Raw genomic sequence first — 20,403 nt, forward strand, 5'->3', positions numbered from 1 at the left:
GCCAGATCAAATGCGCCGTTCGTGTGGCAGTACTGCCCGGTCAGCACACAGGCTCGTGACGGCGAGCAGATCGAATTCGTGCAGAAGACATTGGTCAGCAGCGCGCCTTCGTTCGCCAGTCGATCAATGTTTGGCGTCGGCGCAACTTCGGCCAGCCTTCCGCCATACGCGGAAATCGCATGGGCCGCATGGTCGTCGGACATGATGTACAGAATGTTGGGCTGCTCTGCGCCGACAACTTCCGGTTGCGGAGACATCAGCTCGCACAGCAGGCAGACGGTGATCGTAGTCATCGCGCGATTCATGAATGGCACCTCGGGAGTTGCTGTGTTGCCACCGTTTTGTGAACTGATCCGCTACGAAAGGATCTCCGTGATCAGATTTCCGCCGAACTGGCTGAGCTGCTTGAAGCGACCGGCGTGGAAATAGGTCAGTTTGTTGTCGTCCAGGCCCAGCAGATGCAGCAGCGTGACGTGCAGGTCGCGGATGGGATGCACGCAATCGACGGCGGTCGAGCCCAGATCATCGGTCGCGCCGACGACTCCGGGTTTCACACCGCCGCCCGCCAGCAGCATTGTCATCGCGCGATTGTTGTGGCCTCGCCCGAGTGAATACACGCCGCCGCGCTTGTTGTTGTCCGGCGTGCGGCCGAATTCTCCCGTCCAGATCACGAGCGTATCGTTCAGCATGCCGCGTTGTTTCAGGTCGCGGATCAGTGCCGCCATCGGCTTGTCGACGCTTCTGATGCGAGCCGTGTGCCCCTGCTGCAGATAGTCGTGACTGTCCCAGCCTCCACTGAAGATCTGGACAAAGCGCACACCCTGTTCGACAAGCCTTCGCGCCATCAGGCACTGACGGCCGAACGTCTGCGTGTCCGGATCGTCGATGCCGTACATTCGGTGCGTGTTCTGCGTCTCCTGATTCAGATCGATCACGTCCGGCACTTCCGCCTGCATGCGAAAAGCCAGCTCGTAACTTTCGATTCGTGCAGCGAGTGTTTCATCGCTGCCGCCGACCGATTCCAGATGTTTCCGGTTCAGCCAGGCCAGCTCGTCGAGTGCCCGGCGCTGATGTTCACGCGTCTTGTTGGGCTGCGATGCCAGATCCAGCAGCGGCGAACCTTCGGGCCGCAGGCGCGTTCCCTGATAGTGCGGCGGAAGAAATCCGTTGCTCCAGTTGGTGGATCCTCCCTGTGGCAGTGCCAGTTCCGTCATCACGACATAGCCGGGCAGATTCCGGTTTTCCGTTCCCAGTCCGTACGTGGTCCACGCGCCGAGAGCCGGATCGCCGCCAAGCCGGCTGCCGGTGTTCATGTGGAACAATGCTTCCGGGTGATTCAGTGATTCCGCCTGGCAGCCGCGGAAGTTGCACAGTTCGTCGGCGACATACGAATCGGCCAGGTGCTGCCACTGGTCACACATCTCAATTCCGGTGTTCCCCACTCTGCGAAATGAAAACGGGCTGCCGACGAAGAACTTAAATCCGGTCTCCTGTCCGAACGACAGCTTCGATTCCGTCTTATGCAGTCGTGACAGATCCGGTTTCGGGTCGAACGTGTCCATGTGGCCTGGACCGCCTTCCATGAACAGCATGATGACGTTCTTCACCCGCGCGGGAAACATCGGCTGCTTTGAAGCCAGGGGTCCGGCCGCGGCTGGCTGATCTTCGGCAGGCTGATCTTCGGCAAGCAGTTGTGACAGCCGCGACGCCGCCAAGGATGCGCCGAGCCCGTAGAGGAAGCTGCGTCGTGATCGATGAGTCTCAGGTGACAGTTGACGATTGATGCTCCCGGTCATTGCGTCTTGCCGTTTTCGTACTTGGAAGTCAGGGCCGTCACCGTGGACAGTGTGCCGGCAGGTTCTGTTTCAATTCACGTACATGAACTCGTTCGCATTCAGCAGCAGCAGGCACACGTCCGCCAGAGCCCGCGTTTCCGGCGAAACATCTGCGGCTTTGGTGTCGGCCACGTAGTCTTCGAACACGGGAAGAATCTCCTGGTACTCGAACACTCGTCCGGAGAATTCCTCAACCAGCGACCGCGTGATTTCGGCGGGGTACGTGACAGGTCTTGCGTGTGTCGTTTGATGGTAGGCGACCATCTCGCCGAGATATCGCAGCAGGTGAGCCGTTTCGTCGGTCGTTACGGATCGGCCGAACGCCAGTTGAAGGCGCGGTCAACCTGCGCGCCGGATCATCGGACTCGCGCTGCAGGCGCAGGGCGAAGGCAATGCAGCGGTCGGTCATTTGATCGCTGTTCAGCAGCGTGAAGACCTGCGGTGCCGGTGCCGCTGATTCCCGCTGTTCGCAGGATTCGTTGGGATTCGGCTGGTTGAACAGTTCCGTGAACGGATCGGCCTGACCGCGCACGTGATAGGCATAGATCGTGCGACAATTCCTCGGCCGGCGTGCGCGACGGCTGGTAGGCGGGTGCCACGGAAAACTGAATCATCCGCGGCTGCGGCGCGACTTCCATGTTAATCTCCGGCATGACGGGCAGTCCGCCGTCACGCTGCATGAGTTCGCCGGTGATGAGCAGGATGCCGTCGCGGATTTCCTCGGCACTCAGTCGACGACGAGGGAAGTGCGACAGCAGCCGGTTGGCCGGATCTTTCGTCTTCCAGCCGTCGTCGACGGTCGGAACGGACGACCGCTGATACGCTTCGGTCAGCATGATCCGGCGATGCAGACGCTTGATCTTCCAACCACCGGACACAAGGTCGGCCGCGAGTAGATCGAGCAATTCGGGGTGTGACGGCTTCGCTCCCTTCGCTCCGAAGTTGTTGGTATTGGCGGCCAGGCCGACGCCAAAATGTCCCTGCCAGATGCGGTTAACGATCGACCGGGTGGTCAGCGGGTTGGCCGGATCGGCGATCCAGCCGCCAGGCCCAGCCTTCGGCCGTCGATGTCCGTGGTCAGCAGATAAGGATCGTTCGCCGTCGAATCGGCGGTGACCGGTACGGCGCTCAGCACACCGGGTGAGACCTGGTCACCAACCGCCGTGAGGGCTCCACCCGTGAGAATATGACTCTGAGGCGGCGGCGCGTTCTTTGCCCGCGCGATTCGTAACTTGCGGGCGGCGTTCCAGGCCAGGTTCGCCGCCGGAGCGTTATAGACACTTTGTGCCATCGGCTCGTAACGTTCCAGCCGCCGAGTCCAGATCCATTCATCCTGTTCGCGAACCTTGAGCTGCCCTTCGTCGATGTAGTCCAGTCCGACGGCTCGCGGCGGCTTTTCTTCGTCCGGCAGATCCTTTCGAGCCGCCTCGTCCGTGTAGGGCAGGTTGTGTTCCTGAAACCATTTCAGCGCCGCGGCTTCTCGTTTTTCGACGAGTCTGTTTTTCTCCGTGACGGCGAAGTCGAGCATTCGCCGGGCGTGAGCACGGCCCGAGTCGAAGCCGGCGCCGTTCTCGCGCGGGAGGAACGGTACCGAACGTTCGGCCATATGCGTGGTCGCGAAGGCGGCATACATCCGATAGTAATCACGAGTCGGGATCGGATCGAACTTGTGGTCATGACACTTGACGCAGCGCATTGTGGTCGAAAGAAATGTCTGGCCGGTGATGTTGACAAGATCGTCCAGCCAGAGCTGGCGAGCTTCCTCAGCCGTGACCATTGCGTTGTCCCACGGACCAAGACGCAGGAAGCCGCTGGCCACGATCCATTCGGCTTCTTCCGGTGTGTAGTCGCCGCTGATCTGAGTCTGATGCACGACAGATTCTGCGCCGCCGGTTCGCCGGCGAACCGATTCATCGGCCAGTTCATCGCCGGCAAGTTGTTCGATGATGAACCTGTCGTATGGCTTGTCGTCATTGAAGGCCCTGATGACGTAATCGCGATAACGCCACATGTTTGAACGTTCGAAATCGTTCGACATGCCGCCTGTGTCGGCGTAGCGCGTGACGTCCAGCCAGTGCCGCGCCCAGTGTTCGCCATAGCGCGGGCTGGCCAGTAGTCGATCGACCAGCGCGCTCCAGGCGGCATTGTGGTCGTGTGTCTCAGCGGCGACAAATTCGTCAACGTCTTCCGGTGTCGGCGGCAGTCCGTGCAGATCCCATGTCGCGCGGCGGATCAGCGTGCGAGCGTCGGCACGTGCAGCGGGTCTGATGCCTGCGGTGCGCAGACTGCGCAGGATCAAAGCGTCGATGATGGAAGGCGATTGACGGTTGACGATGGATGCCTGCTGACCGCTGGCGGATGAGCGTGAGTTCGCGTCCGGCGCGTGGACTTCGTCGATCAGCACTCGCAGTTCTTCTTTCGTCAATTCCCGCACCGGCTGAAATGCCCACAGGTCGTCGGGCTGATAGCGGCGATCGGTCCATTCCTGTGACGTGCCGCCGCTGCTGGTCATGCGAATGCCGTCGTCGGTCACGGCCTGCGACCGGGCTTCCGTTCGATAGCGGGCCTGCGTTTCGTCATCGGGCCAGGGAGCACCCGCATTGATCCAGCGTTCGACCAATGCGATCTGATCGGGCGTCAGGCGATCGTTTTCCTTCGGCGGCATTTCCAGAGTTTCCCAGCGAATGGCCGGCAGCAGTGAGCCTTCGCCGGAACGGCCGGGGACGACCGCCGGTTCCCCGGATTCGCCGCCTTTCAGCAGCCGCTGCCGATCGACGACGCTGAACTGCGCCTGAATGTCGTCGGGATCACCGCCATGACAACCGAGGCACTTTTCCTTTAGCAGCGGCAGAACTTTGAGCGTGAAGTCGCGTTCCGCCGGCTTCGCATCATCGGCCGAAGCAACGCCGCACGAACACAACAACGCAGCGCCGACGAGCATACTCACGATCGGCAATTGACGGCGTTGGATTTGTGTTGTCATTGCGTTCGACATTCGCAGATTTCCGTTCCGACTTCATGGGCCAATATGCGTCGACCGATTCCATCCGGACCTGGCGGTGCTGTGCCATGGCAGCCGGCGGATCAGCCGTCTTCCAGCATCCATTGTGTTGCCTGGCGCTGGGGGTGAGAAGCGTATTTGATGCGGCGTTTCGTGTTCGAACCAGTCACGAAAACTGGCTGAATCGACCAGGTGTTGCCGGGAGTGCCTGGTTGTGCGGCAGATGCGGGGCCGACTGCGGGTTCAACAGCCTCGCGACGACGCGCCAAATTGTCGGTTCGCGCCAAGGCCGTGTGGCGGCCGATTGAAGCGAAAGCGGCTCAGCCGACGTCGCCGGAATGCTGCCCGGCAGCGTGCCTTCATTCCATCTGACGCAGGTGCTGCGGGAGTCTCTGCAGGACATCGAACATCTTGAACGAATCGTGAAGCATGTCGATGTTGTCAATTCCCGCGAATTCAACGCGATGCGATCGTGTTCATCGTGACGCGCTGCTGTTGGGACTGTAGATGGCCGCGAAGCCGATCTCCGTCTCGGCAGGCTCGTCCGTGTTGCTGCGGCGAGCTTCGATCCGAAGGCCGTACGACTGCCGAACCGGGACCTTCAGCCGCAGCGGCAGATCGCCCACCGATTCGCATTCGACTTCCGGTGTGCCGGCCAGCGGAGGCGAAAACGGCACGTGCAGATTCACCTTCTTCTGACCGCGCTCGAAGCGGACCAGCATGGTTCCTTCGACAAGCTCGCTGCCGGATTCGTCCCTGTAACGTTCAAACTTTGGCGCGGCCAGATTTTCGTGACTCGGGTGCTCAACGCGCAGGGTGTCCGGCGCAGGTTCGCTGCGGAATCCGATTTTTTCGTTCCGTATGTCACGTTCCGGAACGTCGTGGACCGGAACCTCGTGAACCGAAACGTCGGCTGCGTCATCGTCAATGAAATCATCGAGCGCGATCAACGGCAGCAGAGGTGCGACCGGTGGCACTGCTGGACGTTCCGCGGGCGGCAGCGGTCGTGAATCGACGAATGGTGCCGGCTCGGCCGCGGGTCTGACGGAATCCGGCCGCGATTCGTCCGCAGAGGGAACGTCGCGGCGTTTTCGCGGTGGAACGGTCCTCCGGCCGATGGACATCGACCGACGCCGGCGTGGTACCGTCGGCGGCGTTGACGGCCACGGGCTTTCGGATGGGTTCGAAGCTTCCGGAATATTCCGATGACGGTTCTGCTTCTCCGGCGTCGGCGTGGCGAGCGTCGGCCCGGCGACGGCGACGTTCGGCAAGTCGTTCGGCTCGCGTCAGCCGGGTACCGTCCAGCACGGCGGATCGTCCGCGGTAGGCACTGGAGCCAGCGACGGTCTCGGAGTCGCGGCGACCGCTTTGGCGACGACCGGATCCTTCAGCCAGTTGGTTTCCGTGACGGGAAATCCACGCATCGGGAATCTCCATTTCCGAGCGGGCTGCAGGTACGTACTTCGCAGGCGAGGCACGGCGAAGAACTCTTCGGGAACAGGGCCTGGAACGGCACGATGCCGATCGCCAGCAGTCCGAAGGCCAGCCAGCCACGCAGCGGAGAATCCGGTGACATCAGACAAAATCCGATGATGCACGGCGGCAGCAGCGTGACAGCTCCCGTCAGCATCAGCGTCGGCGACTCGGACGCATCCCGCCGGTTGGGATTGAACAGCATCCACGCAAACACACTGACGAACGCCGTGAAGGCGGAAAGCAGAAAACGCCACTCGGTTCAAACGCCGGGCTGGTGATATGGCCGAGTTCGCGGGCATTCCAAAGCACACCCGCGGCCAGCACAAGAGTTCCCAGACCGCAATCGCCGGCCAATCGACGATTGCGAGACGCTCGGGACGTGGTCATGATTCGGTCATGGCATCATGCCTGTCAGCGGAAAAAGCGGGAACTCGCACCGCCGCATTCTGAAGAAACGCCGCCTCCGTGGAAAGCCAGGCTTTGAGCCCCGCGAGATTCCTGCCACCCGCTTCCCCCGGGGGTTTGTCTTATCCTCGAACAAGTGACAACTTTGGAGTGCGGCAACTCGTCGCCGCTTTGGATTTTGCTGACGCTGCGTTTGAGGTGGATCGACCGGACGAACGGAACTCCACGATTGCCGAAATCCAAAGCGATGCTGATCATCGTACCCAAAGAGACGCTCGTTCAAGGTCCAGTCTTCGAACAAGGGACAACTTGGAGTGCGGCAACCGTCGCTTTGGATTTCGCGTTGTCAGCGATGACATGTGAATCGGCTGACGGACGGAAGCTCCACGATTGCTCGAGATCCAAAGCGATGCTGGATCATCGCACTCCAAGGCAACGCCGGGTCCTCGATTCGACATCGATCGGTTGCTTCCGAGCGTGCGCCATTCGTGGATTCAAGCCGGACTGCACAAGACTGACGGGCGCAGCAAAAGGGGACTTCGCTGTCGCATAAGTGGCCGGAGCACGGGCTGCCTTCTGTCCGGCGCACGAGTCCACCGCGAGCGGGGCAGTTTGAGACATTCGGGCTCGCGGGAGGAAGAAGAGCGAAAAGTACCGGCGTCCGCCGCGGCCAGTATGAATCCGGTTACCGGCGGTGCTCCTTCGGCTTTCCCTGCGAATTTGTGACGGATTTCGGCGGCAAAATCTGCCGCAATACGCCGCTTCTTTTGCGGGAAAAAACTCCTGTTCCGCTGATTGCCGGTTTTTTCTTAAACTCCGGAGCAGTCCCGCACATGTTGTGTGGCTCTGCGGGTTCCGTTCCGCAGTGCGAGGGCGGACGTGCTGATTCAAGGGAGTGACCGCCGCCGGTGTCCGGTCGCGGTCTGTGCTATGGGAAAGGATACCAACGATGCTGCGATTCCGGGGTGACGACTGGTGCCGTTCAATGCTGGCGGCGATGCTGACAATCACGATGTCTTCGGCTGTGATGGGGCAGCCGGCTTCCCGCATCAGCGCGCGGGAATCCGATCTGAACGATGTGAACCGGCTGCTGAACGACGGAGTCGGCGGACCGCAGGGCGGCGTGTTTCGTTCGGGTGTCGGAGCGCTCTCCGCGGCTCCCGTTGACCTTTCGCATGTCGATCTTCGGACGCTGCAGACTCTTCTGAACAATTCCATCTCGGAAGCCGAGCAGTTGTACAGGCTGCTGGACACCGACTATCGCCGCTATCCGGAGCTGCGGCCGCTGCTGGCCGACCTGGTGCAGATGCGAGCTCGCGCGGCACGTCTGAATCAGGACGTTCGCGACGGCATCCCGCTGGAAAGAATGCTGCCGCAGTTCCAGCAGTTGAACAGCGACTGGAGGCTGCTGTCGCATCAGCTGAGTCAGTCACCGCGAGTCAGCCGCACGACTCTGGACGCCGTCAAGCGAATTGACGGCCTGGGTGCGGAACTCGAACGGATGTTTAAGATGGATCCGCAGCTTGACCGTCGCCAGGTGCTGCTGGAGCTGTCGATTCTGCGAAGCTCCATCCGCAATCTGATTGACGAACTGGAACTCGATCCGAACGGAACTCAGCAGACTCTGAATCTTGTCTACGACGCCCGCAAGCTGGAACAGCAGGTCGCTCGCGTCGAAGGCATGGTGCTGGATCAGATCTCTTACGCCACCGTAGTCGCCGAATACAAGAGCTACGAACAGATGTGGGCGTCGCTGAATCCGCGGATCAGTTCGCTGAACAATCGTTACATCGAACGCGCGATTCGAAACATCATGGATGCCGACGACCAGATGCATGACCTGCTGTGGCTGGAAAAGTCATCAAACCGTCAGCACCTCCGGCAGGTGGCCGACGACCTGCTGCGGGACGTCGATGAGTTCTACAACCGGACACCTCTGAAGCTGCTGCTCAGTTTCCGCGACGTCGCTTCGATTCTGGAAACGGCCGACAACTTCTACGGCGTCGTGCATAACTTCCGTGAAACGCTGGACCGGAATCAGAGTGATCAGGATATCCTGGACGCGTACTCATACGTCGAACAGTATGGAGCCGATTTCATTCGAAGTTTCGCCGGCATGAAAAGCTCCGCCGGACGTGTCGTGCTGAAGAACATCGAAGACGGCATTTTCTCGCTTCGCAACGAACTGAATCTGTCCGGCAACACGAACTCCATCGACACGCGAGCATTGCTGCCGATCGCCGCGAATCTCGGAAATCTGGCCGATCATCTGAACTTCGACGTCAAGCACTGGCTGGAACGCAGCAATGAGTCCTTCCGCACCGATGCTTTGCAGGCGTCAGCTCTGTTCGCTCAGCGATCGCAGGGACTTCAGCAGTTCCTGCAATCCCGGCCAATGGCATCCGATCTGAACCGTGAAGTGGCGAATCTGTACGAAGACTGGAGGCGGGTCTATCAGTACCTCAGCCGCTGCAATACGGAAGACCGCCAGCACATCGCCTACCTGGCTCGCGACATCAGCGACGCGATTCTGCAATTGCGAGCTCCGCTGGATCTGGCACAGCGATAACATGCTGATACAGAACTGATCCGGGACTAGGTGATTTGCCGATCCGGATCAACCGGGAATTCTGACCGGGCTGAGCCGCCGTGTTTTGGTGGCTCAGCCCGCTTTTCTGCGCGAACGAATGATGGACGCCGTGTCCGGGTGATTCACGCGATCAGAGTTTCCTGCCGTAAGGCGTCTTGGAAACGGAGGCGATGTCAAATCAGCGAAATGCACGCTGTACGACCCGACTCCGATTCCGTCGCTGCAATTCGACGGGATCGGAGTCCCGTCGTACATACCCGTGAATAATCCGGGCATGGGTTCAGAAACCGCCAAAACCGCCGCCGCCCATTCCTCCCATGCCGTGCGTTTCAAGTGACCCGTCGCCGTTTTCAACCCGGCGGATCACGTCTTCAATCGTGCGGTGATGCCGCTTCTGCTGAGTGATCAGCAGGACTGTCTGTTCGACAAGTTGCGACGATGACGTTTCTCCGAGGTCGTCCGTGATGAGCGACTGCCCGCCGTTGATCGACCGGATCGTGCCCGGCGCGTCGGGGTGTGCGTCTGATTTCCAGGTCTCTGCTGCGACCAGCTCAGGCAGCAAAGTCGCCAGGGACTCGGCCACGGGAGTCTGCACGCGGTAGTAGCGAGTGTCGATTTCGTCGTCGGGGTCGGCCTTTTTTCGAGGCCGAGAGACCTTCAGAGCCGCGCGGTAGGATTCCAGCAGGTTCAGGACCTCGCCATGCGATTTCATGGTTTGCCGAATGACGAGCGCTCCGTGCGACGCGGCCTTCAGATCACCGCCGCTGGTTCTGTCGCTCCAATTGGCCGATGTCTGCGACACCAGCGCCGAACGCAAGGCAAAGGATTCGGAATCGTCACGACAAAGGTCTCTCACGTCATAGACCGCCGTCAGCATTTCACCTTCCGCCTTTTTTTCACTGGTGATCCACAGCACTCCGTCGCGCATCGCCCATGTCAGCTTCAATGGAGACAGCATGACATGCAGAACCGTGCTGAGTTGACGATCCGCCAGTTTCAGCGAAATCGGTTCACGCTCGCGAATGCGGGCGTTTCGAAGTTCCGTCAGATCCAGTCGAATGTCGATGCCGGTCTGCTGAGCCAGTTCCGCAACGGCTGTTGTCAGAGGGATGTCGGAATAATCGACGCTGGCGTTTTCGTTGAGTCGCTGTCGCAGCAGTTCATGTACCGGCGGATCAAAGATAAACGTGCGACGACCGTGCTGCTTCAACGCGGACAGCAGTCCCCGCAGCCGGCGATGAATCTCATCGTTGTGCCGCACGAACAGCACGTCGCCAAGCCATTCGACGGTGCCAGACGTTGAATTGCCTTCGTCCCAGTTGCCACCGAGTGTTTGTTCAATCACCAGAGACAACGTCTGCGGCTCGAAGCCGGAATCCAGCAAATCGGCGACGGAATACGACATCGTCGACAACCGCGACTCAGCGGCTCTTTCCGATGTAATCATGATGATGTTGTCGTCCACGAACCATGCCAGACCGAGCACCCGGAGTCGATTCAGGACGAAGTAAACCGGCTCGTTATTCAGTTCGTCACTCACCGGTTCACCCGGCACGATTCCCTGACTGTCGAGTGCTGCCTTGTCGAACATCACCGGCAATCCGGTTGTCGTGCGGACCCACTCGGCAATCTCCGCGAGCGACGAATCCGTGAGATCAACCGTGGCATTCACCGAAAGCTGCTCCGGCATCAGCGTCGCCGGATCGACGGTGATCGGCTCATCAGCGATAACGATCGCCGGAGGCTTTTCCGCCGTGTTGTCGTCCTGCGAATGTGCTGACACCGCTGCAGCGACGCCGGCGATAAGTGGCAGAATAAGCGTCGACAGCCGGCGACCGCTCGTTTTCCAACAGTGCTTCATCTCCATGTTCTGCTCCCCTCGATTTGGCCCTTGAACGACAAACCAACGTCACGGCTGTCACTCTACGATCACGCCTGGGAGCGGGCAACGACCGATTTTTGTCCGGGAGCCGGCAAACCGCGGATTTCAGAGAACGTTGCCGTCCTGCCGGTCACCGACATCGCCGGCAATCGACACCGGGCGATCTCTGGACACAGGGACAACGAAACGACCGTAGACCCGCAGATGGCGAAACCAGGCGGCGTGATAGCCGAATGCCACCAGACAAGAGACGACCAGAAAGACCAGACTCCCAAATACTCCGAAACGATCAAAAGTGAAAATCATCCCGCCGCCGAAAGCTCCCCCGATGAAGAATCCCAATCCAAACCAGAGGGACATTGCTGCGATCTGCGTTCGGAATCGCGACCCGCATGATCGGCATCTGAACCGGATCGGGGAAACCTGAAAGAAGGTCCGCCAGAACGTGACGGGGGCATGGCAGTTCGGACATTCCGTTATCGGAACCAGCTCCGTTGGCGCGACGATGCTTTCATCGACATCATTCCGATTTGGAGACGCATACGGATTGTCGTTTTCCATCGCTGCTCCGGCCTGAAATACTCTACCGAGACTGCTGTTCGCCTCTCTGGCTCGTCCGGGGAATCGGAGTGTCGCCGAGAGTCCGCTTGCGGGAGCCGCACACAATCGCTGCCACGAATAACGCTTGTGCGCCGCAATGATCTTTTGGCGACGAACAGACGTCAGCGTTGTGCCTGAATGCTGATGCCCGGAGGGCAGGTACAACCTTTGCCGGAGCCGGCAGGCTCCGGTAGCCGGCACCTTCGCGCCTGCAGCCTGCAGACCTGAAGGGCCGACACATGCGCCTTGCGCGATTCTGTGTCGCCCGTCCCGGGGCTTGGGCCAAGAGCTCAGCGCCTGACCGGTGGCTCACGCCACCGGCTAACGGTATGTCGGCCCGCCGGGCCTGAAACGCATTTCGATCGACACCCCCATTTCCAGGTGTACCACCGTTCTTTATCCTGCCGCTGCCGGTTTCTGTTTCCGGAATCTGAACAGACTATTCCATGCTGCGAGTTCTGCGAATTCAATTCTTCGAACTGCCGATGTCCACGCGTTTTCCGTTTCGGTACGGAATCGCGACGCTGACAAGGCTGCCGCATCTTTTTGTGCAGGCCGAAGTGGAATTCTCCGGACAGCATTCTTCCGTCACTTCAATTGGCCTGAGCGCTGACGGGTTGCCTCCGAAGTGGTTCACGAAAGATCCGGACACGTCGTTCGAAGATCACGATCTTCCCGAAATGCAGCGCGTCATTCGGAATGCCGCGGAAGTGGCCGTGGATGCTGGTGCGCAGCCGACGTTTTTTCACTGGTGGCGGGAACTCTATGACGCTCAGTATCACTTCAGCCAGCAACAGCAGATTGCGCCGCTGTTGATCGGTCTGGGCGTGAGCCTGATCGAACGCGCCGTTCTGGACGCCTTCTGCCGCGCGAACGGCGTAACCGTCCATCGGGCACTGCGCGACAATCTGCTGAACGTGGAACTCGGCGCGATTCGGCCGGAATTGACGGGAACGCAGCCCGCGGATTTCCTGCCCGCTGCGCCGCTGACTCAAGTGACGGTGCGGCACACGGTGGGAATGGCTGACCCGCTGACGGATGATGAAATCCGTGACGACGAACGTCCGGATGACGGCCTGCCGCATTCGCTGACGGAGTGCATTCGGACGTACGGCCTGACGCATTTCAAAGTCAAGCTGTTCGGCGACCGTGAACGCGACCACGATCGGCTGTCTCGTCTGGCGGAAATCTTCGCGCGCGAAGTCGGGACGGCACTGAAACTCAGCCTGGACGGCAACGAAAACTTCAGCGACATCGGCACTCTGCGTGAACACTGGGATTCTCACCGGACCGATCCGCGTCTGAAAGCGATGTTCGACCGGTCGCTGCTGTTTGTCGAACAACCGCTGCGCCGCGATCGGACATTTGACGAAAAGGTCGGGGAATCGATCGCGTCGTGGCCGAACGCTCCACCGCTGATCATCGATGAATCAGATGCGGAACTGCACAGTCTTCCCGACGCGCTGCGGCTGGGATACCGCGGAACGAGCCATAAGAACTGCAAGGGAATCATCAAGGGGCTGGCCAACGCGGCCACGATCGCGGCCGTGAATCGCGGTCGTGCAACCTGCGCGAGTTCGGCGATTCTGTCGGCGGAAGATCTCGGTAACGTGGGACCGGTGGCGTTGCTGCAGGATCTGGCCGTCGTGGCGACACTTGGCATCCGCCATGTCGAACGCAACGGCCACCACTATTTCGCGGGACTGAGCATGTTTCCGAGACAGGAGCAGGAACGCGTGCTGAGGTGCCATCCGGACTTGTACACTCGCCATCCGTCCGGCTTTCCGACTCTGGCGATTCGCGACGGGATGCTGGCACTCACCAGCGTCGTCGAAGCTCCGTTCGGAATCGCCGAGCACCCGGACGTGTCGGCATTTACCTGAATCAGCGGCAAAGCGGAACGTGCCACCGGAACGAAACGGCGTCGGCGGTGTTCCGCTGTGTGAGCGACACCATCCGGTGCGTGCGTCATCGCTCGTCACGTCCGTCTGCCGAGCGGGCTTCCGTCAAAGTAGAGAAGCCGGATGCGCCGACGAACGCCGCCACGGCGATTGAATGCGGTACCGTCTGCGTGGCGGATTTTTGTTCCGCCGTTTCGAATTCTTCGAATTCAGCGTTCGCCAGTTTATTTCGGCCGCAGCGTGAGGACCAGGTCATGTCCCAGCGCTGCGGCGATGGCGTGAAGTTTGTCAAACATCATTGGCCGCGTCCGATTTTCAAACTGAATGATTGATTGCGGTGCGACCTCGGACGCCTTTGCCACCTGAGCCACCGACATCCCTTTTTGTTCACGCAGCGACTGGAATTCGTCGGCCAGTTTCGCCAGCGCCATTTCGGCCGCGGAGATCCTTGTTCGCCGGACATGTCGACTGACCGCAGGCGACACTTTCGCGTTTCGCCCTCCGATGATGCCCGCCGACTTCCGACCATTGGTTGCCGACTTGTTATCGCCCTTGGCTGCCTTGCCCGCGGCGTGCTTCTTTTTGGGGGCCATGTGGGTCCTCCGACTTGCTGTCCAGCGTGATGATGACTCTGATGTCTTGAGGGGACTCCGCATCCTGCAAAAGCCATCGTGATGCCGGGCATCCTCACGGCGCGGAGTCCGAGCGCCCGGCCTGACCTGAAACTCATCGACAACGGAACAAAAAGCCCGCCGACTTTTGCCAGAAAAGTCTGCTCCGTGTAGATTGGCCGCCATCGGCCTGCCACGATTCAGTTCAGGAAATATCGATCATGCAACACACGACTCCTGTTTCCCGTCGCGGAATGCTGGCCACCGCAGCCCTTTCCGCCGCCTGTGCGATGACGCGCGCACGTCAGTCGACGGTCTCCGCCGCACCGTTCTCCGGCAGCCGGCAACCCGGTTCCGGCTGGATCGACGCTCATTCGCACATCTGGACTCCCGACACCACGCACTTTCAGCTTCAGCCGGGGATCGGCGTCGACGATCTGCAGCCCCGCAGTTTCACGGACGATGAACTGATGGCCCTGGCGGCTCCCGAGGGAGTTGACCGTGTCGTCCTGATTCAGCACACCGTGTTTCACGGCTTTGACAATTCCTACCTGATCGACGCCTGGCGTCGGCATCCCGATCGATTTCGTGTCGTCGGCATGGTCGACGACCTGAGGCCAAACTGCGGACGCGCAATGAAGGAACTTCTGTCGCAGGGAGTCACCGGGTTTCGCATCGCGCCTCGAAAGGGCATCAGCGACTGGCTGCAGACCGACGGCATGACCGACATGTGGAAGACAGCCGCCGAAACCGGGCAGCCGATGTGCTGCCTGATTAATCCGAACAACCTTCCGGAGGTCGCCGCCGCCTGTGTTCGTCATCCGCGAACTCCCGTTGTCATCGACCACTTCGCCCGAATTGGCGTCGATGGCAACATTCGCGAAAAGGACGTCGCGGACTTGTGTGCTCTCGCGAAACATCCACTCGTGACCGTAAAGATTTCCGCCTACTACGCTCTGGGCGCCAAGCGCCCGCCGTATCACGATCTGATTCCCATGATCAAACGGCTGTACGAAACGTTCGGGCCGGATCGGCTGATGTGGGCCAGCGACTGTCCGTATCAACTTGATGGAGACAACACCTACGCCGCATCCATCAGTCTGATTCGCGATACCGTGGATTTCCTGACGGACGACGACCGCCGCAAACTGCTTCAGGAAACGGCGCAGCGAGTGTTCTTCTATGCGTGAGGACGCTTGCGGAAATCCGTCGCCGAAACTGTCTTAGCCGGGAGGTTCGTACGACGGGACTCCGATCCCGTCGAATTGCCGCGACGGGATCGGAGTCCCGTCGTACAAGACCGTGAATAATCCGGGTTAGCGGCAGCTTGCGAGCGCGCCGTCCCCGCGGCACAGCAGACGGACGCCCCTTCCACGATCTTCCGGCTGCACAGAAGAAGGCGGAGCCTTCCTGGCAGTCCGTTCCAGGGCTGGAGCCCTGGAATGAGGTGCGCGGAAGCGAGACGAAAACTCGGCTACTGCCCGGTCAGTCGATCAGGCCGAAGTGGCGGCAGCCTTCCAGCACGCCGCTCGTGGCGAAACCGGTCGCCAGGAACAAGCGGTTCTGCCAGGCCGCTCGGCGGTGAGCTTCCACGGCCTGGTTTGCGACGTCGCGGTCCGCGTTGCCCACGATCACGGCCCGATAACCCGACGTAAACGCCGCCAGGTCGTTCCCGGAATCTCCCGCGTAGACGACCGATTCATGATGGTGCCCGGTGAAGTCCGTCCACCAGTTCAAAGCAAATGCCTTGGAAACGCCGGCAGGCAGCAGGTCGATCAGCCCGGTATCCGAGAACGGATCAACGCTGTGGATGATCGAATACGGAGCGGATAGTTTCGTCAGCCGCGACTCGACTGCGGCCACAGCTTCCGCCAGGCGGCTTCGATTAACGAAGTAGCTCGCCTTAAACGGACGCTGATCTTCCTTCGACTGAAGCCGCACCAGCGCGACATCCGCCATGTGGCGCCGAAGCTGCGTTACGGAAAAGTCACCGACAAGCTGCTGCAGCGCGTCGTCGTATTCTGAGACGTGGTGAAGCCTGCCGTCGGCGTCACGACGCAGAATCGTGGTGCCGACGTCGCAGATCAGCCAGTCCGGAGCCGGAAGCTTGTAGTAGTCAATCGCCTGCTGGACCGATTCCGGATAGCGGCCGGTGACAAACGTCAGAACAACATTTCGCCGCTGAAGTTCATCCGCCAGTGTTCGCAGATCCCGACGATTCTGTTCGCTGCCATCCAGCGGGATGAACGTCCCGTCCAGATCGGTGGCAAGGATCAACTGGTTTCGCTTGTCGTGTTCCATCCTGGTTCTCGTTCGATGAATGGCCGCTGCTTTGTCAGCACTGAATTGATGCATCCAGCCGAGCCGCTGCCATATCGGACGTCCTGTGGCACACGCGGCTCGGCGGGAGCCTCGCCCTCCCGGAGACACCTTCGACGACCCGCTATCTTGCATGCAAATCTTTGGAGTGCGATGGTTCAGCACGCTTTGGGACGAATCGCCGAATGCCTGAGCCGTTCGGTTCACCTCCCAAGGGAAAACCAAAGCGACGACGAGTCGCCGCACTCCAAAACGCTGCTTGTTCGACGATCTTGCATGCAAATCTTTGAGTGCGATGGCTCAGCATCGCTTTGATTTCGAAGAATCGCCGAAATCACGCCGGCCGTTCGGTCCACCTGGACAACGCTTACAAAGTGAAAACCAAAGCGGCGACGAGTCGCCGCACTCCAAAACATTGCTTGTTCGACGACCCGCTCTCTTGCATGCAAATCTTTGGAGTGCGATGGTTCAGCATCGCTTTGGATTTCGACGAATCGCCGAATGCCTGATCGGCCGTTCGGTTCACCTGGACAGCAATCGCAAGGCGAAAACCAAAGCGGCGACGAGTCGCCGCACTCCAAAACTCTGCCTGGTATGACATTAGACTCGCTGCAGCCAGACGATCTGGTACGCCTCCAGTTGCAGGTCTTCGGACGTGGGAAACGTCCTGCCGTTGATGGCGTCTTCGAAGAATCGGCCCATGCCGGCGGTTCGCAGGTTGTTGCCGGCGACGATCTGAACGTCGTCAGAGAAATTTGCCAAAACGACCACGCGATGACCGTCGAAGATCCTTACGAAGCCCAGCGTATGCTCGTTGTCGGTATCGAACAGTTCCATCTTCTGTCCGGCCAGCGCGGGCAGCGACTTGCGGAGTTGAATCAGCTTCTGCAGTGATCGAAAGATCTGCCGGCGGATCGAACCCATCCCCGCGGAGACGCTGTCCTTCAGATCTTCCAGAAACTCCCATTGCATCTTCGGACGATGAACCCAGCGGGAATCTCCTGACTTGGCGGGGTCCTTGACGAAGTCGTAGTCGTTCATCACGCCCCATTCTTCGCCGATGTACAGCAGAGGAATACCGCCGACGCTGAGAATCACGCCGTGCAGCAGCAGCATTCGGCGGATGGCCAGATCCTTCAGACGTTCATCATTTCTGTCGATCGCCTGTTCCAGTCCGGCCAGTGATGCCATCGTTCCGGAAATGCGCATGTCGCCGGTTTGCAGATTGAGCTGAAACGGAACGCCTCGGGCAAACGATCCCGGAAACTGCCCGGTATAGAACTCATTCAGAAACTGGCGATGATCGTAGCCGTTGATTCCCAGAGCCGCGGCGTCGTCATCATCAAACGTCCAGCCGATGTCGTCGTGGCAGCGCAGGTAGTTGACCCAGGACGTGTCGTCGGGAAGTTTGTGGCGATGGCTGAGCGTCCTGGTCAGCAGGTTGACTTTTCGCGTGGCCAGCGATTCCCACAGCAGTGCCATCAGAGTGGGGTTGTACGAAATCTGGCATTCCTGCCGGCTGATGTAACGCACGACTTCGTCCGGATGCACGATGGCTTCGGACTTGAAAAGCAGGCCGGGCGTCGCGATTCGAGCCGCTCGATTGAAGGCCTGAATCAGCAGATGCGCTTCGGGCAGGTTTTCGCAGTTCGTTCCCATCCGCTTCCAGATGAACGCCACAGCATCCAGTCTCAGGATGTCAACGCCCGTGTTGGCGATGAACAGCATCTCTTCCAGCATCGATCGAAACACGGCCGGATTGCTGTAGTTCAGATCCCACTGAAAGCTGTTGAACGTGGTCCAGACCCACTGCTGCATGCCATCGTGCCAGGTGAAGTTTCCGTGGCGGACGGTGGGAAAAATTTCCCGCAGCGTGCGTTCGTACTGATCGGGAAGCGTGCGGTCCGGAAAGATGTAGTAGTACTGCTGGAACTCCAGGTTGCCGGACTGAGCCTGCCTGGCCCATTCATGGTCGTCCGACGTGTGGTTGAACACGAAGTCCAGCACCAGAGTAATGCCGGCTTCGCGAAGATCACTGGCCAGCAGCCGCAGGTCGTCGATCGTGCCCAGGCGGGGATCGACGGAGCGGTAGTTGCTGATCGCATAGCCTCCGTCGTTGTCGCCGGGACGCACGGCGAACAGCGGCATCAGGTGCAGGTAAGTCAGCCCGAGCTGCCGGAAGTAACCGATGTGTTCCCGCAGGCGTCCCAGGTTTTCGCTGAACAGATCCACGTACAGGGCTCCGCCGACCATCTTTTCCGACGCGAACCAGTCCGGTTCATTGATGCGGTGGTGGTCTTCAGCGCACAGCGCATCGGGGCGTTCGGCCCAGGCGCGAGCCGTAGTCAGCAGGATCTGTTCCAGGTGATAAAAGAAGTCATAGCGCGAGGAATACAGGCGGAACAGCAGTCCGAACAGTTCCGGCCAGTATTCGTTCAGCCGCAGTTCGAATTCGTGGCGACGGGCGGCATCAGCGGCGGTGGCTTCCCAGATCGGTTCCGCGAGGCAGCAGCCGTTGCAGCGAAAGTTCGGCTTCGAAGGCAATCCCGCCGGCACGCGGATTCCCCGTTTTTCCGCGGTGAAGCCGGTCGGTGTCAGTCGATCCGATCATTGGGAATGACGATGTTGTCCAGAAACTGGTAGTAATTCATGCCCTCAAGAATGCCTCGCGCGTGGGTTGCCGTGGCGAAGTAGATGCGGGGGCGTTTCTTCAGCCGGTTCAGCTCACGGCTGTGGTTGCCCACAACGACTCCCAGAGTTCTTCCCAGCAGCATCCCGGCATCATTTCCGGAATCGCCGGCCACCAGGACATGTTCGGGAGAAAATCCCCACTTCCACAGAAGGTGCCTCATGGAAAGATCGCTGCCACCGCGAACGGGGATGACGTCCAGGTACATTTCCAGAGACAGCACGACATTCGCCCGCAGTCCGGCTTCGCGCAGGATTTTCCGGATGCCGCTGATTTTGGGAGCGACCGACGCGTCGATTTCATAGGACACTTTGTACTTCGACTGATTCTCTTCGGGCTGCGGAAAGAAGCCGGGCTGGCGATCCAGCAGCTCGCGGATTTCATCGGGCTTCCAGGCGTCGCCGATCTGCTTCTGCCAGCTCAGGTCGGGAGTCCTGTCCTTACCGTAATGCAGTTGAGTGCCGCAGTCGGTCGACAGGACATCCGGATTCGGCAGGTTCATTTCTTCGATCAACTGCAGAGTGCTTTGCAGAGTCCGGCCGGTGGCGATGCCGAAGCCGACGTTTTCCGCCTTGTTGATGACTTCCAGGAATTCGGCCAGGGCTTCGTCATCACCGATCAGCGTGTTGTCCAGATCCGTGATGATCAGCCGGTCAAAGTTCGGAATTCGGCGTCGGCGCGTTTCCTCCAGAATCGCCGGCCGGTCGGTGTGCTGCAGGATATCCGTGATGTCGCGCAGATAGCGGTCCGCGTGGCGTTTCCACGAATAATGTTCCGTCGCACCGCGAATACCGCTGGCCGACCATTCGTCCCACTGTTCCGGTTCCGTCAGCATTCTCAGCAGCGCTTTTTCGATGGCGCTGTCGTCGTGCGGATCGATCAGCAGCCCGTTCCGGCAGTTGGCGATGATGTCGCGGGGACCGCCGTCGTTGGTGGCGACGATGGGAACTCCCGGAAGCGGCAGCTTCCAGCAGCGTCAGGCCGAAGGGTTCCGTCAGAGCCGGGTTGATGAACGTACCCCGGCGGCGATTCACCAGGCGGTACAGGTCCGGCACGTCCGAAGGCTGATGCGTCTTCGGATAGGCGACGATTCC

Annotated in this window: 19 protein-coding genes and 2 pseudogenes; 5 read left to right on the forward strand and 16 right to left on the reverse strand. The window is 60.0% G+C overall.

Annotation, left to right across the window (positions count from 1 at the left end; translation table 11 throughout):
- The 6 genes and pseudogenes from R3C19_07045 to R3C19_07070 all read right to left on the reverse strand — a co-directional run.
- The coding region (locus tag R3C19_07045) for a sulfatase-like hydrolase/transferase (GenBank protein MEZ6060100.1) at nucleotides 1–293 on the reverse strand (293 nt) is incomplete at its 3' end.
- Between the two features lie 63 nt (nucleotides 294–356).
- On the reverse strand, nucleotides 357–1,796 hold the full coding sequence (locus R3C19_07050; protein ID MEZ6060101.1) for a DUF1501 domain-containing protein: 1,440 nt from the start codon (nucleotides 1,794–1,796) through the stop codon (nucleotides 357–359).
- Nucleotides 1,797–1,865: 69 nt separating this feature from the next.
- A complete protein-coding gene (locus R3C19_07055; protein MEZ6060102.1) occupies nucleotides 1,866–2,099 on the reverse strand; it encodes a hypothetical protein in 234 nt (77 codons plus the stop codon).
- On the reverse strand, nucleotides 2,026–2,367 hold the full coding sequence (locus R3C19_07060; protein ID MEZ6060103.1) for a hypothetical protein: 342 nt from the start codon (nucleotides 2,365–2,367) through the stop codon (nucleotides 2,026–2,028). Before R3C19_07060 ends, R3C19_07055 begins: the two co-directional genes overlap by 74 nt.
- Nucleotides 2,368–2,518: 151 nt before the next feature.
- Nucleotides 2,519–2,872, reverse strand: a pseudogene (locus R3C19_07065) (DUF1553 domain-containing protein).
- Nucleotides 2,848–4,830, reverse strand: a complete 1,983-nt coding sequence (locus R3C19_07070; protein ID MEZ6060104.1) for a DUF1549 domain-containing protein — start codon at nucleotides 4,828–4,830, stop codon at nucleotides 2,848–2,850. The pseudogene R3C19_07065 and the gene R3C19_07070 overlap by 25 nt, the downstream one beginning before the upstream one ends.
- 344 nt (nucleotides 4,831–5,174) lie before the next feature.
- On the opposite strand from R3C19_07070, the gene R3C19_07075 reads away from it, so the two are divergent.
- Complete coding sequence (locus R3C19_07075) at nucleotides 5,175–5,321, forward strand: hypothetical protein (GenBank protein MEZ6060105.1); 147 nt, start codon at nucleotides 5,175–5,177, stop codon at nucleotides 5,319–5,321.
- Here the strand turns inward: R3C19_07075 and R3C19_07080 are convergent.
- Genes R3C19_07080 through R3C19_07090 form a run of 3 tightly spaced genes read right to left on the reverse strand, consistent with a single transcriptional unit; the run spans nucleotide 5,313 to nucleotide 6,260 of the window.
- Nucleotides 5,313–5,813, reverse strand: a complete 501-nt coding sequence (locus R3C19_07080; GenBank protein MEZ6060106.1) for a hypothetical protein — start codon at nucleotides 5,811–5,813, stop codon at nucleotides 5,313–5,315. The genes R3C19_07075 and R3C19_07080 overlap by 9 nt on opposite strands.
- On the reverse strand, nucleotides 5,770–6,144 hold the full coding sequence (locus tag R3C19_07085; protein MEZ6060107.1) for a hypothetical protein: 375 nt from the start codon (nucleotides 6,142–6,144) through the stop codon (nucleotides 5,770–5,772). Before R3C19_07085 ends, R3C19_07080 begins: the two co-directional genes overlap by 44 nt.
- Nucleotides 6,123–6,260 carry a hypothetical protein gene (locus tag R3C19_07090; protein MEZ6060108.1) on the reverse strand — a complete coding sequence of 46 codons (138 nt, stop codon included), beginning with the start codon at nucleotides 6,258–6,260 and terminating at the stop codon, nucleotides 6,123–6,125. The genes R3C19_07085 and R3C19_07090 overlap by 22 nt, the downstream gene beginning before the upstream one ends.
- A 93-nt stretch (nucleotides 6,261–6,353) precedes the next feature.
- Here R3C19_07090 and R3C19_07095 point away from each other — a divergent pair, with 93 nt between their 5' ends.
- Complete coding sequence (locus R3C19_07095) at nucleotides 6,354–6,590, forward strand: hypothetical protein (protein ID MEZ6060109.1); 237 nt, start codon at nucleotides 6,354–6,356, stop codon at nucleotides 6,588–6,590.
- 1,076 nt (nucleotides 6,591–7,666) lie between these two features.
- Nucleotides 7,667–9,286 carry a hypothetical protein gene (locus tag R3C19_07100; GenBank protein ID MEZ6060110.1) on the forward strand — a complete coding sequence of 540 codons (1,620 nt, stop codon included), beginning with the start codon at nucleotides 7,667–7,669 and terminating at the stop codon, nucleotides 9,284–9,286.
- 301 nt (nucleotides 9,287–9,587) lie between these two features.
- Here R3C19_07100 and R3C19_07105 read toward each other — a convergent pair whose 3' ends face one another.
- Both R3C19_07105 and R3C19_07110 read right to left on the reverse strand, forming a co-directional pair.
- Complete coding sequence (locus R3C19_07105; GenBank protein MEZ6060111.1) at nucleotides 9,588–11,168, reverse strand: hypothetical protein; 1,581 nt, start codon at nucleotides 11,166–11,168, stop codon at nucleotides 9,588–9,590.
- A gap of 126 nt (nucleotides 11,169–11,294) precedes the next feature.
- Nucleotides 11,295–11,549, reverse strand: a complete 255-nt coding sequence (locus R3C19_07110) for a hypothetical protein (protein MEZ6060112.1) — start codon at nucleotides 11,547–11,549, stop codon at nucleotides 11,295–11,297.
- A gap of 686 nt (nucleotides 11,550–12,235) precedes the next feature.
- Here R3C19_07110 and R3C19_07115 point away from each other — a divergent pair.
- Nucleotides 12,236–13,672, forward strand: coding sequence for a hypothetical protein (locus tag R3C19_07115; protein ID MEZ6060113.1), 1,437 nt, complete (start codon nucleotides 12,236–12,238; stop codon nucleotides 13,670–13,672).
- Nucleotides 13,673–13,914: 242 nt separating this feature from the next.
- On the opposite strand, the gene R3C19_07120 is transcribed toward R3C19_07115, so the two are convergent.
- Nucleotides 13,915–14,283, reverse strand: coding sequence for a helix-turn-helix transcriptional regulator (locus R3C19_07120; protein ID MEZ6060114.1), 369 nt, complete (start codon nucleotides 14,281–14,283; stop codon nucleotides 13,915–13,917).
- 239 nt (nucleotides 14,284–14,522) lie between these two features.
- On the opposite strand from R3C19_07120, the gene R3C19_07125 reads away from it, so the two are divergent.
- Nucleotides 14,523–15,491 (forward strand): amidohydrolase family protein, encoded by a 969-nt coding sequence (locus R3C19_07125; GenBank protein MEZ6060115.1) that lies wholly within the window; start codon nucleotides 14,523–14,525, stop codon nucleotides 15,489–15,491.
- 295 nt (nucleotides 15,492–15,786) lie between these two features.
- On the opposite strand, the gene R3C19_07130 is transcribed toward R3C19_07125, so the two are convergent.
- The 4 genes and pseudogenes from R3C19_07130 to R3C19_07145 form a co-directional block, all read right to left on the reverse strand.
- On the reverse strand, nucleotides 15,787–16,602 hold the full coding sequence (locus R3C19_07130) for an HAD-IIB family hydrolase (protein MEZ6060116.1): 816 nt from the start codon (nucleotides 16,600–16,602) through the stop codon (nucleotides 15,787–15,789).
- Between the two features lie 618 nt (nucleotides 16,603–17,220).
- Nucleotides 17,221–19,176, reverse strand: coding sequence for an amylosucrase (locus tag R3C19_07135; GenBank protein MEZ6060117.1), 1,956 nt, complete (start codon nucleotides 19,174–19,176; stop codon nucleotides 17,221–17,223).
- A gap of 38 nt (nucleotides 19,177–19,214) precedes the next feature.
- Complete coding sequence (locus R3C19_07140; protein ID MEZ6060118.1) at nucleotides 19,215–20,144, reverse strand: HAD-IIB family hydrolase; 930 nt, start codon at nucleotides 20,142–20,144, stop codon at nucleotides 19,215–19,217.
- A gap of 21 nt (nucleotides 20,145–20,165) precedes the next feature.
- Nucleotides 20,166–20,273 (reverse strand): annotated as a pseudogene (locus R3C19_07145) (hypothetical protein).
- Nucleotides 20,274–20,403 lie beyond the last annotated feature (130 nt).

It is taken from the genome of Planctomycetaceae bacterium (genome assembly GCA_041398785.1).
Classification (GTDB): domain Bacteria; phylum Planctomycetota; class Planctomycetia; order Planctomycetales; family Planctomycetaceae; genus JAWKUA01.

Excerpts from the sequence above, each read along its gene's own strand:
- R3C19_07140 (MEZ6060118.1), bottom strand. The coding sequence starts at position 20,144 with ATGCTGACGGAACCGGAACAGTGGGACGAATGGTCGGCCAGCGGTATT.
- R3C19_07100 (MEZ6060110.1), top strand. The coding sequence starts at position 7,667 with ATGCTGCGATTCCGGGGTGACGACTGGTGCCGTTCAATGCTGGCGGCG.
- R3C19_07070 (MEZ6060104.1), bottom strand. The coding sequence starts at position 4,830 with ATGTCGAACGCAATGACAACACAAATCCAACGCCGTCAATTGCCGATC.
- R3C19_07110 (MEZ6060112.1), bottom strand. The coding sequence starts at position 11,549 with ATGTCCCTCTGGTTTGGATTGGGATTCTTCATCGGGGGAGCTTTCGGC.
- R3C19_07095 (MEZ6060109.1), top strand. The coding sequence starts at position 6,354 with ATGCCGATCGCCAGCAGTCCGAAGGCCAGCCAGCCACGCAGCGGAGAA.
- R3C19_07130 (MEZ6060116.1), bottom strand. The coding sequence starts at position 16,602 with ATGGAACACGACAAGCGAAACCAGTTGATCCTTGCCACCGATCTGGAC.
- R3C19_07055 (MEZ6060102.1), bottom strand. The coding sequence starts at position 2,099 with ATGGTCGCCTACCATCAAACGACACACGCAAGACCTGTCACGTACCCC.
- R3C19_07050 (MEZ6060101.1), bottom strand. The coding sequence starts at position 1,796 with ATGACCGGGAGCATCAATCGTCAACTGTCACCTGAGACTCATCGATCA.
- R3C19_07120 (MEZ6060114.1), bottom strand. The coding sequence starts at position 14,283 with ATGGCCCCCAAAAAGAAGCACGCCGCGGGCAAGGCAGCCAAGGGCGAT.
- R3C19_07105 (MEZ6060111.1), bottom strand. The coding sequence starts at position 11,168 with ATGAAGCACTGTTGGAAAACGAGCGGTCGCCGGCTGTCGACGCTTATT.
- R3C19_07115 (MEZ6060113.1), top strand. The coding sequence starts at position 12,236 with ATGCTGCGAGTTCTGCGAATTCAATTCTTCGAACTGCCGATGTCCACG.
- R3C19_07075 (MEZ6060105.1), top strand. The coding sequence starts at position 5,175 with ATGCTGCCCGGCAGCGTGCCTTCATTCCATCTGACGCAGGTGCTGCGG.
- R3C19_07090 (MEZ6060108.1), bottom strand. The coding sequence starts at position 6,260 with ATGCGTGGATTTCCCGTCACGGAAACCAACTGGCTGAAGGATCCGGTC.
- R3C19_07125 (MEZ6060115.1), top strand. The coding sequence starts at position 14,523 with ATGCAACACACGACTCCTGTTTCCCGTCGCGGAATGCTGGCCACCGCA.